This window comes from Brevundimonas sp. (genome assembly GCF_036659295.1).
Taxonomy (GTDB): Bacteria; Pseudomonadota; Alphaproteobacteria; order Caulobacterales; family Caulobacteraceae; genus Brevundimonas.
In genome coordinates this window covers 19,860-31,634 of the sequence record NZ_JAVXCU010000027.1, presented here as the reverse complement: position 1 = coordinate 31,634, position 11,775 = coordinate 19,860, and the positions used below count along the sequence as shown (strand labels likewise).

General features: G+C 61.6%; 10 protein-coding genes. All 10 read right to left on the bottom strand.

Annotated features, from left to right (window positions below; all coding sequences use genetic code 11):
• Positions 1-1,170, bottom strand: a 1,170-nt coding sequence (locus tag RSB01_RS07065) for a CHASE3 domain-containing protein (RefSeq protein WP_332625228.1), incomplete at its 3' end; no start/stop codon positions are given.
• A 50-nt stretch (positions 1,171-1,220) separates the two neighbouring features.
• The gene (gene flhA, locus RSB01_RS07060) at positions 1,221-3,284 is read right to left on the bottom strand and encodes a flagellar biosynthesis protein FlhA (RefSeq protein ID WP_332625227.1); all 2,064 of its coding nucleotides are present in this window, start codon (positions 3,282-3,284) and stop codon (positions 1,221-1,223) included.
• A 59-nt stretch (positions 3,285-3,343) separates the two neighbouring features.
• A complete protein-coding gene (bla, locus tag RSB01_RS07055; protein WP_332625226.1) occupies positions 3,344-4,228 on the bottom strand; it encodes a class A beta-lactamase in 885 nt (294 codons plus the stop codon).
• Entirely contained in the window at positions 4,229-5,635 is a 1,407-nt protein-coding gene (locus tag RSB01_RS07050) for a sigma-54 dependent transcriptional regulator (protein ID WP_332590932.1), read from the bottom strand.
• Between the two features lie 35 nt (positions 5,636-5,670).
• Positions 5,671-6,003: a flagellar motor switch protein FliN gene (gene fliN / locus RSB01_RS07045; protein ID WP_332590931.1), complete on the bottom strand. Its 333-nt coding sequence runs from the start codon at positions 6,001-6,003 to the stop codon at positions 5,671-5,673.
• A complete protein-coding gene (locus RSB01_RS07040; protein WP_332590930.1) occupies positions 6,003-6,662 on the bottom strand; it encodes a flagellar assembly protein FlbE in 660 nt (219 codons plus the stop codon). The genes fliN and RSB01_RS07040 overlap by 1 nt, the downstream gene beginning before the upstream one ends.
• Positions 6,662-7,699: a flagellar motor switch protein FliG gene (fliG, locus tag RSB01_RS07035; RefSeq protein WP_332590929.1), complete on the bottom strand. Its 1,038-nt coding sequence runs from the start codon at positions 7,697-7,699 to the stop codon at positions 6,662-6,664. The genes RSB01_RS07040 and fliG overlap by 1 nt, the downstream gene beginning before the upstream one ends.
• Positions 7,699-9,345 carry a flagellar basal-body MS-ring/collar protein FliF gene (gene fliF / locus RSB01_RS07030; protein ID WP_332625225.1) on the bottom strand — a complete coding sequence of 549 codons (1,647 nt, stop codon included), beginning with the start codon at positions 9,343-9,345 and terminating at the stop codon, positions 7,699-7,701. The genes fliG and fliF overlap by 1 nt, the downstream gene beginning before the upstream one ends.
• 185 nt (positions 9,346-9,530) lie before the next feature.
• Positions 9,531-10,619 carry a Glu/Leu/Phe/Val dehydrogenase gene (locus tag RSB01_RS07025; RefSeq protein WP_332591038.1) on the bottom strand — a complete coding sequence of 363 codons (1,089 nt, stop codon included), beginning with the start codon at positions 10,617-10,619 and terminating at the stop codon, positions 9,531-9,533.
• A gap of 101 nt (positions 10,620-10,720) precedes the next feature.
• Positions 10,721-11,749, bottom strand: a complete 1,029-nt coding sequence (locus RSB01_RS07020; protein ID WP_332591037.1) for an alpha/beta fold hydrolase — start codon at positions 11,747-11,749, stop codon at positions 10,721-10,723.
• Positions 11,750-11,775 lie beyond the last annotated feature (26 nt).

Below are 11,775 nucleotides of genomic sequence, written 5' to 3'. Positions count from 1 at the left end.
GTCATGGGTGATGGTTGGCAACGCGCCGATAACCACCCGTCCGTTATTTTCCGACAGCGGATGCGCCACCGCATCCACCAGCCCCTGAAGCATCTGTTCCATATCCAGAGGCTGGGGATTCAGATCGCGACGGCCATCGCGTGACAGTTGCAAAATGGCCTTGATCAGTCCGTCCATCTTGCTGGTCGAGGCACGGATAAACCCGATAGCCTCGGGCGCATCCTCAAGCACCCCCACGCGCGTCTCTTCGTCCACCAGCCCCGGATGCTCGTCATCCAGCCGAGCCAGCAGGGTTCGGACATTTCCGGCAATCTGCTCCATCTCGGACGTATAGCCCATCACATTGACCAGCGGTGCCCGCAGGTCGTGGCTGACAATATAGGCAAAGCGCTGGATTTCCTCGTTGGCGCGAACCAGATCGGCGGTACGCACACGCACCTCTTCTTCCAGACCGGAATTGATGCGGTCCAGCTGATCCTGAGCCTTGAGCAGGTCGTGAATCTGGCGACGCACCAGCCCTGCTCCGATCACGCCCAGAAGCACCATCAGCACGCCCGACACGACGCTCAGGATCAGGCTCATACGCTGGGCCCAGCGGGCGGCATAGGTTGCGGCGTCGGTGCGACGGTCAATCGAGGCCGACATGGCGCTGACCTCCTTGCGCATACCGTCCATCAGGGCCTTGCCCTGCCCGCTGCGGATAGCGCCCACGGCCTCGCCGATACGGCCCGAACGGGTCATTTCCACCGTATCGATCATCAGGCTGCGGCGATGTTCGTACAGCCCCTTGATCCGGTCCAGCCGCGCAGACAGATCGGCATCGTCGGCCACAAGACCATCCAGTCGTTCCAGCACCCCCGGCAACTGTTCGAGGGCGTTGTCATAGACATGCAGATAGTCCGGCCGCGCCGTCAGCATAAAGCCGCGCTGTCCCGTCTCGGCATCGGTCAGCAGACTGATCAGGCGCCAGCCTTCGATCTGGGTCTGGTGGCCCTTCAGCTCGATCTCGGTATAGGCCGAGGTCTGGCGCACCATGTAGAGAATGCCGGTATTGGTCACCAGCATCAGCGCAAATGCCGCCCCCAACAGCATCAGAAGCCGCCGGTAAATCGGCTGTGACTGGCGGATAAAATTCAGGGAGATGACATCAAAACGGGGGCGCTGTTTCATACCACCACCATTCCGTGTCCCGACCGCGCTGTCCAGCTACGTTCTAGCCGTCAGACGGTGCCCACAGTCCTCAGGCGCGCCTTGGGGTGGACCTCGTTCTGGCTCATCACCACGGTCTGCCCACGGAAACGCTCGATGATGGAACGCACATAGGGGCGGATTTGCGGGCCGGTCAGCAGGACGGGATTTTCACCCGCCATGGCCGCACGCTCGAACACATCGCGCACCGCACGGATAAAGTCCTGAAGCTGGCTGGGGGCCATGGCCAGTTGTTTGTCTTCGCCGGGGCCGATCAGGCTGTCGGCAAAGGCCTGTTCCCAGTCGGGCGACAGGGTGACGATCGGCAAGGCCCCGTCCTCGCCACGGTTGGCCCAGCACAGCTGACGGGCCAGTCGCGTACGCACATGCTCGACCAGAGTGGTGACACTGCTGGTATGGGGCGCGGCCTCGGCCAGACCTTCCAGAACAGCCGCAAGGTCGCGGATCGATACCCGCTCGCGCAGCAGGGTTTGCAGAACACGTTGCAAGGTCGTGACCGTGACCACCGACGGGATCAACTCGTCCACCAGTTTTTGCGCCTCGGACGGCAGTTCCTTCATCAGCTTCTGCACCTCTGTATAGGACAGAAGCTCGGCCATGTTTTCCTTGAGGATTTCCGTCAGGTGCGTGGTCAGCACCGTGGACGGATCCACAATCGTATAGCCCCTGAAGGTCGCTTCTTCGCGCAAGGACTCGTCGATCCATGTGGCGGGCAGACCAAATGCAGGCTCGCGGGTATGGTCCATGGCCATCAGCATACCCAGACGCACCTCGCCGCTACCGGCATCCATTTCCTTGACGCGGATAGAATAGCCCTGATTGGGCAGGCGCATATTATCGAGGATACGCACGCTGGGCATGACAAACCCGTATTCCTGCGCCAGCGAACGACGAAGGGCACGGATTTGATCGGTCAGGCGACGCCCCTCCAGATCATTGATCAGGGCCAGCAGCGAATAGCCGAGTTCGATCTTCACATCGTCAATGGTCAGGGCCGTCGAAATCGGCTCTTCGACATCGGACTTGGGTGCTACCTCGACAGGCTCGGCAGGTGGAGGCTGCAAACGCTTGCGCCCCGTCTTCCATGCCAGATAGCCGGAACCGGCTGCCAGTGCGGCAAAAGGAATGATCGGCATACCGGGGATCAATGCCATCAGGCCCGATGTCGCCGCAACCACACCCAGCGCCACCGGATTGGTCGCCATCTGCTCCACGAAGGCCTTGTCCGCAGAGCCCTCAACGCCCGCCTTGGTAACAAGAAAACCCGCCGCCACCGAAACAATGATGGCCGGAATTTGCGTGACCAGACCATCGCCCACCGACAGCTGGATAAAGGTGTTGGCGGCATCGCCCGCCGACATACCGTGTTGCAGCACCCCGATCAGCATGCCGCCGATAATGTTGATAAAGGTGATGATCAGACCGGCAATGGCATCGCCGCGCACGAATTTGGACGCACCGTCCATGGCCCCGAAGAAGGTGGATTCCTGCTCCAGTTCCTTGCGTCGGACCTTGGCCTGATCCTCGGTAATCAGGCCTGCAGACAGATCGGCATCAATCGCCATCTGCTTGCCGGGCATGGCGTCCAGCGTAAAGCGGGCCGAAACCTCGGCAATACGGGTCGCGCCCTTGGTGATAACGACAAAGTTCACCACCAGAAGAATGGCAAAGATGATCAGGCCGATGACGAAGCTGCCGCTCATCATCAGTTCGCCAAACGCCGCAATGATCGCACCGGCGCTGGAATGCCCCCCGTCGCCACTGGACAGGATCAGTCGCGTCGAGGCGATGTTCAGCCCCAGACGGTACAGGGTCGAGATCAGCAGCACCGTCGGGAAGATGGCGAAATCCAGAGGCCGCTTCATCATCACGGCGGTCATCAGGATCAGCACACTGGACACCAGCGAGATCGCCAGCAGCACATCCAGCAAGAAGGCCGGAATGGGCAGGATCAGCAGCAGCATGATGCCGATCACACCCGCCGCCATGCCCACTTCGCCGCGCATCATCCAGCCGAGCGCATCCCGCCCGGTCGGGCGGGCCATGCCATCCTTCATGAAGGGGGCATCAGCCATGGCGTGTTTGCGGGTTACAGCTTTGCATCAGGTACAGTGATGACAGGATTCGGCCAGCCTCAGCCATGCCCCAAAACGTCCAGCATTTGACGGGTCGCCTCGGCGATAGCCGCCTCGCGCTGCGCATTGGTCGACTGTGCATTGCCATGGAAATAGGCGGCCACAACAATCGGTGCGCCGTCGACAGGATACAGGATGCCGATATCGTTCACCGGCCCATAACCACCGGAGCCGGTTTTGTGCGCGACGGTCCAGCCCGCCGGAACACCGGCCTTCAGCCGACCCGCGCCCGTCGGGGTCGCAACCATCCATTCCAGCAGCAACCGTTTGGATGCCGAATTCAGCGGCGAGGCCTCGGACAGCAGCAGTTTCTCGAGGTTACGCACCGATTGCGAGGGCAGGATCGTATCCTTGTCCCCGTCCCAGCGGTTCATCTCGGGCTCCATACGGTCCACCCGCGTCGTCTCATCGCCAAGGTCGCGATAGAACTGGCGCATAGCATCCAGCCCACCCAGTTCGCGGATCAGGATATTGGCCGCCGGATTATCGCTTTCCTCGACCGTACCCTTCATCAACTGGGTGACGGTCAGGGTCTTGCCGATAGCCTGTTCTGTGACGGGCGCATGTTCCAGCATATCGGCCTGCGTGATCGCAATGGCGCGATCAAGGTCTTCGCTGCCGGCCTGCCCACGCACCAGCGTCGCGGCGGCCAGAAACATTTTGAAGGTCGAGCAATAGACAAAACGCTCGTCGCCGCGCCATGCGCCGCGCTTGCCTTCGGTCGCAAAGGCAAAGCCCATACGGCCACCGAAACGCTGCTCCAGTGCGCTTAAGTCCAGCGGCACGGACACTTCGGGAGCCATGGCGGGTGCAACAGAAGGTTTGCACGCGATCAGCGACAATGCGCCAGCTCCGGCCAGTACGGCCCGACGGTCCATCATCATCTATCCTGCCGATCCATAGGCATTGGCCACGCCCGACTGCGGAGCCGGAATGGAGGTTCCCTCGTCGGCATATTCATTCAGCTTGTTGCGCAAGGTGCGGATCGAGATGCCGAGAATATTGGCCGCATGGGTGCGGTTGCCCAGACAGTGGTTCAGCGTGTCGAGGATCAGGGTCTTTTCCATCTCGGCCACGGTCTGCCCCACAAAACTGCGGGTGACGGCATCGGCCAGTTGCGCAGCCTGACCGGCGACACCCGGATCATAGGCCGCACTGACAGGCGCAGCCGCACCACCGCCCAGCAGAGGGCGACCGTCCGGCAAGCGGATGGCATCGGTGTCGATTTCAGCGCCAACCGATAACAGCACCGCACGGTGCATGGCGTTTTCCAGCTCGCGCACGTTGCCATGCCACGGATGGGATGTGATGGCGCGGATAGCAGGGGCGGCAATCGGCTTGACCGGCACACCGTTGGCGGCGGCGTATTTCTTGATGAAATGGCTGGCGAGTACCGAAATATCGCCAGGGCGTTCGCGCAGCGACGGGATGCGCAGGTTCACCACATTCAGGCGATACAGCAGGTCTTCGCGGAAGCTGCCCTCTGCGACCGACTTGGCCAGATCGCGGTTGGACGTGGCAATGATGCGGATATTGACCGGAACAGGCTTTGATCCACCGACACGGTCGATCACCCGTTCCTGAATGGCGCGCAGCAACTTGGCTTGCAGGCGCACATCCATTTCCGAGATTTCGTCCAGCAGCAGCGTACCGCCGTCAGCTTCCTCGAACTTGCCGATCCGGCGGGCAACAGCGCCCGTAAACGCACCCTTCTCGTGACCGAACAGTTCGGATTCCAGAAGGTTATCGGGGATGGCCGCACAGTTGACGCTGATGAAGGCCTTGTCCGCACGGCGCGAGCGCGTGTGCAGGTGACGGGCCATGACTTCCTTACCGACACCGCTTTCACCGGTAATCAGGATCGAGGCCTCGGACGCAGCGACCTGATCGGCCAGTTGCACCACGGCCCGCATGGCCGGATCAGCCAAAATCATCGGCTTTTCGTCATCGGCCACCGCCGACAGCACCGCTGCAATCAGTTCCGCATCGGGCGGAAGCGGGATGAACTCCTTGGCACCGGCGCGGATAGCATCGGCGGCTTCCTTGGCATCGGCATCCACACCGCAGGCCACCACCGGCACATGGATACGCTCGGCCTCGTTGGCGGCGATCAGGCTGGCAATGTCGATACGGTAATCGACCATCAGCAGGTCGGCACCCTGCCCGCGACGCAGTTGCTCGGTCGCCTGATCGGCGCGCTCGACATGGCTGACCTTGGCCCCGTGGGACATGGCCATCTTTACTGCCGTTGCCAGCTGACCGCTCAGGCGGCCTACAACCAGTAGACGCATCATCGGGCTCCTCTAATCCTTCATCCGGTCGCCGTTCAGGCACCCTTGTCGTCGGTCTTGATGATTTCCGTCATGGTGACACCCAGACGGTCCTCGACCAGCACCACCTCGCCGCGCGCGACCAGACGGTTGTTCACAAAAATATCGATGGCCTCGCCGACCTTGCGGTCCAGTTCCAGCACCGAGCCCTTGTTCAGCTTCAGCAATTGCGAAACCGACATATTGGCCTTGCCCAGCACCGCCGAAATATTGACCGGAACATCGAAAACGGTGGCCAGATCGACAGCGGTTTTCTCGCCAACCTCTTCCGGCAGGCTAAGAGCCGTCGAAGCGCCGAACTCTTCCAGAGGCAGATCGTCAGTAGCCATCAGAAGGCACTCCCGTCAGGGGTTTGGGGGAAAACAGGGTTTTGGGTCGAATCCAGCACTGCGCCGATACGCTCGCGCAGTCGGGTTTCGGCCTCGAACGGATCAAAGCTGGCACGACCATCGATCCATTCCAGCGCAAACGAGGCCGGATGACCGGCATCGTCGCGGAACACCACCAGCCCCGAAAAACCGGCCTGCTGGCACAGTTGCTCGATCTGGTGACGCCCCTCGGCATCCAGATCACGGGCGCGGATCAATAGACGCGGCGAGGCGTCGATTTCCTCGGCCAACTGCTCGATCGCCGCTTCCAGAGGACGACGCGGGAACAGGTCGAATGCGGCACCCGACAGGGCCTTGGCACAGGCCACGCTGAGCGCCGCAGCATCGTGACGATGCTGCTCGACCACGCCGCCAAGCTGTTGGCTGGCATCGGCAATCGTCTGGGCCACAACCGACAGGGCATTGGCCCGCAGGGCCTCGACCTCGTTAAGGGCCTGCTGGCGCGCCTCCAGACGGGCCTCTGCCAGCATGGCCTCGACCTCGGCAGGGCTATAGCTGCGCTTGGCTGGCTGCCAGTCCGATTGCTGGACGACACGGCCATCGGCATCGAACTCTGTGTCGAAAACAAACGGACGCGGGGCTGTGTGGTGGGCGCTCATCAGTAGATCAACTCGTCATCGCCGCCCTGGCCGGCCAGCATGATTTCACCACGCGCAGCCAGATCCTTGGCCACCTGCACCATCGCCATCTGGGCGCTGTCCACATCCTTCAGACGCACAGGTCCCATCGAATCCATGTCTTCGCGCATAATCTTGGATGCCCGCTCGGACATGTTCGAGAAGAACATCTCGCGCAGGGTGTCCGATGCGCCTTTCAGCGCCAGACCCAGTTGGTCCTTCTCGACCGCCCGCAACAGGGTTTGCACCCCGCCCGGATCAAGCTTGGAGAGGTCCTCGAAAACGAACATCAGGGCGCGGATACGCTCGGCCGCATCGCGGTTGCGTTCTTCCAGTGCGCCGATGAAACGGGCCTCGGTCTGGCGGTCGAAACTGTTGAAAATCTCGGCCATCATTTCATGGCTGTCGCGTTTGGAGGTACGGGCAAGGTTCGACATGAACTCGTTGCGCAAGGTCTGCTCGATCTTGTCGAGGATGTCGCGCTGTACCGGCTCCATGCGCAACATGCGCTGGACGCATTCCAGCGCGAAATCTTCCGGCAGAGACGTCAGCACGCGCGAGGCATGTTCCGGCTTCACCTTGGACAGCACCACGGCCACGGTCTGCGGGTATTCGTTCTTGAGATAGTTGGCCAGAACCGCTTCGTTCACATTGCCCAGCTTGTCCCACATGGTGCGACCGGCAGGACCACGGATTTCTTCCATCAGGGCGTCGACACGGTCCTGCGGCATGAACGATGCCAGCAGACGCTGGGTCTGGTCGAACGAGCCCAACAGAGAGCCGCTGCCCCCCAGACCCGAGACGAACTCGACGAGGATTTCCTCGACAACCTGCGCCGTCACCGAGCCTAGACCCGCCATGGCCTGCGACACTTCCTTGATCTCGTCGTCTTCAAGACGCTCCCAAAGCGCCGTGTGTTCCTCGCCCAGAGACAGCAAGACGACCGCGGCCTTTTCCGGTCCGGTCAGTCTGCGGCTGTCCTCTATGGCCGCCCCTTTTGTTACCAGTCGCGCAGCCATCAGGATTCATTCAACCATGTGCGAAGGATCGCGGTGGATTCCTCGGGGTGGGCTTCTACGAAATCGGCGACCTTCTTGATCGAGGAGGCCTTCACCTGACCTTCGATGCGGGCAATATCGATGCGCTGCTCGACCTCGGTCGGCCCCGGCAGCATGGCCGCTGCCCCCGCACCACCCGGCAGGACGCCACCCACCAGTTGCTCGTCCACCGAAGTCACACCGGCAATAGCCAGCGCCTTGGGCGACTTGTCGGTTGCCGTCTTCAACAGCGGGCGCAACACAAAGAAGATCAGCATGGCAGCCGTCAGGGCCAAAATACCCAGCTCTACAGCGCGCATGATGTCGTTCTTGTCGAAGGCGAAGTTGGACATCATGCCACCCTCGCCCGCATTCGCCGCGCCGGCAGCCTCGGCATCGCGGTTGAAGCGGACATTCACCACTTCCAGCTTGTCGCCGCGCTCCACATCAATGCCCACGGCCGCTGCCACAAGGGCGCGGATCTGGGCGACTTCTTCCTCGGTGCGGGCCGCATAGGTGGGCGCACCCTCGCCATTCGCCGCAGGGGTATAGTTGCCATCCACAGCCACCGATACCGACAGGCGCTTGACCTCGCCCGGCTCTTTGACAGTGGTGGTGGTGGTGTTGGAAATCTCGAAATTGGTGGTTTCCGCCGTTTCCGCCGCCGTCGAAGCCTGATCGGCCGCTTCGGGAGCCGCACCGCCCGGAATATTGTTGGTCGCCGTCACACCGCCCAGAGGCACGCCGGTCGCATCGCGCGACTGCGAACCGTTGGTCGAGGTCGAACGCACCACCTGACCATCGGGATCGAACTTCTGTTCCTGCGTTGTCGAGCGGCTGTGGTCGATATCGGCGGTCACCTGAACGCGAGCCGCACCGGCACCGACGACACCTTCAACGATGTCCTTGATGCGGGCCTGCATCTGGGCCTCGGTCGTGGCCTTGGCCGCCTCGGCTGTTGCAGTCGTGAAACCACCGTCCTTGGAACCCGCCGCCAGTGTACGGTTGGCCTGATCGGTCACAGTGACCTTGTCCGGCTTCAGGTTTGGCACCGACGAGGCCACCACATTGCGGATGGCGCGGATCTGGTCCGGCGTCAGGTCACGACCCGACAGGCCGACAACCACCGCAGCGGTCGGATCGATAGCCGCAGCCTGAAACATCTCGCGGCGCGGCATGGTGATGTGGACGCGGGCCGAGTTGATACCGCGCATCGACATGATGGTGCGCGACAGTTCGCCTTGCAGGGCGCGCTGTTCGTTCAGGTTTTGCTGGAACTCGGTCTGGCCCAGCACCGACTGGTTGTCGAAAATCTCGTAACCCACCGAACCGGAGGTCACCAGCCCCTGACCGGCCAGCATCAGACGGGCGGTGCCAACGTCGTCGCGGCTGACAAAAATGGTCGAGCCGTCGCCCTTGGCGGAATATTTGATACCACCCTGATCCAGCGCCGCACTGATTTCGGCAGCCTCGCGCAGATCAAGATTAGAATAGAGCAGCGCATCGGGGGCCTGCCCCACACGCAGCATGATGGCCACCAGCACGGCGGCCACACCGGCGGACACACCCAGCACAGCAGCCAGACGCCCGATACCGAACTTTTGTATTGCTGCCGTAAAGCCGCTCACGCGCCCCGCCCATAAGACACACTGAAGCTAACTGCTCCGCTAGGCAGAAAGTGCCGTGTGTTTGGTAAACGCCGCGTTAAGAAGCATTAAGAACCGCACCCGATTCGTCTGCGATCAACAAAAAAGGCGACCCGTCAGGGCCGCCTCTTCCGCAATCTACGTTAAACCCCGTAGAGGTTCACGGCTTAGACCTTGAGAGCCGCAGCCTTCTTGTCGGCAGCGATCTTGATACGCTCTTCGGCGATCGCGTCGGCGATCTGGTAGGTCGGGCGGTTTTCCTGCTCCGAACGCACGAGGATTTCCTCGAAGGTTTCCATCAGACGCGACAGCTTGCCCTCGACCCATTGCGGGTCATAGGCGGTGCTGTTCTGGCGGGCGTTCATTTCCGAGGCGACATTGATGATACCGCCGCCGTTCACGACGTAATCCGGTGCATACAGAATGCCCATTTCGTGCAGCGCATCACCGATGGCCGGCGTGGCCAACTGGTTGTTGGCAGCACCGCAGACAGCCTTGACCTTCAGACGCTTGATCGTCTCAGGGTTCAGGGTCGCACCCAGTGCGCACGGCGCATAGATGTCGGCCTGAACGTCATAAATAGCGTCCGGCGAAACGATCTCGGCACCGGTCTTGGCGGCGACAGCGTTAAGGTTGTCCTGATTGACGTCGGTGATGATCAGCTTGGCGCCAGCGGCATGCAGCTTCTCGCACAGATATGCGCCGACGTGGCCCACACCCTGAACAGCAACCGTCAGGCCGGTCATGTCGGACTTGCCGAACAGGCGACGCGCGACGACGAGGTTCGAGCGGAACACGCCCTCGGCGGTCACAGGGCTCGGATCACCCGAAGCTTCCGGACCATCCTTCAAGCCCAGAACATATTCGGTTACCTTGCGGGCTTCGGCGATGTCCTCGACCGAGGTGCCAACGTCTTCAGCGGCGTAATAGTGACCGCCCAGACCGTTCAGGAAACGACCGAAAGCCTGGAACAGCTCCGGCGATTTCTGGGTGCGGCTGTCACCGATGATGACCGACTTACCGCCGCCCATTTCCAGATCGGCAATGGCGTTCTTGTAGCTCATGCCCTTGGACAGACGCAGCACGTCCTCCAGAGCTTCTTCTGTCGAAGCATAGTTCCACATGCGGGTGCCGCCGACAGCAGGACCACGTGCAGTAGAGTGCACTGCAACAATTGCCTTCAGACCAGTTTTCTCGTCGCTAAAGGCATGTACGCCTTCATGGTTCGCGAAATTCGGAGAATCAAAAAGTATCATGCCTACAAGCCCAGATAAGAGGGAATTTTGTTCCGCAGGCATACGCTCGCATAACAGCAACCGCAAGCGGTTCATGTTGGCGATATCTGGGTAACTGTCGATCAGTTGTATGCGGCGACCAGCGAAGGCAGCACAGCGGGGGCACCTGATGGCAGAGGCCTGTCATCCAGCCACGCCTCGACATCGGCATAGACAGCTTCGGCGGCCAGATCACGGTTCAGGATATGCCAACCCTCGGGATAATAGGCCGTCACCAGTCCATCACGCGGCCCTGACCGCTCCAGCGCCTTTCGCATGGCCTGACGCGGGACAACCCTGTCGTGTTCGCCATAGGCCAGCAGGGTCGGCACGCGCACCTGTCCCAACCCTTGAGCGCCCTCCTCCATCAGTCCGACCAGGCCGTGAAGGGCGTCAATGCGCGTGGCGACGGTAAAGCGCGGGTCACGCCCGTTACGCAGCAACTCCACCACATTGTCGCTGGCGCGGATCTTCTGGGTCGCAAAGGCGGGTGGTTCCAGACGGCTCGACCCAAGAAAATGCCCTCCCGCCCAAAGCGCTGCCCGATTGACCACATTCTGGCTGGACCATCCCCACACCGCCGGTGCCAGCAGGATCAGACGGTCGGCAGCGGGAGGACTATCCGATGCAAAGGTACTGATCCCCAAGGCACCGCCCATGCTTTCGCCCATGATGGCGATCTTTGCATCAGGCCGCTGCGCCCGTATCAGCGCCGTCACAGTACGCAGGTCGTCACGGCTCAGGGTCGGATCGGCCCACTCTCCCTTGTTGGGCGCACCGCCAAAGCCGCGCTGGTCATAGGCCCAGACCTCGATACCGCGCTGCGCCCACCACGGACCGGCCAGACGCCACGCCGCCGAATGGTCACTAAATCCGTGCAGGGCGATAATCACCGCCTTGGGACGGCCTTGCGGGGACCAGCGGCGGTACGGCAGTTGTCCGCCATCCTGCACCACGAAATGGCCCAGTGCCGAACCCTGCCAATGCCCATCCTCGACAGCAGCGGGGCCTGTAAAGGCTACAGGCGGAATGAGAGCCGTCTGTACATGAGGCGCACAGGCCGATGTCACCGCCAAAACGCCCACCAGAACCGCAATATGTTTTGCTGTCATCACCCGCTCCAAGGCCTAGGTACAAA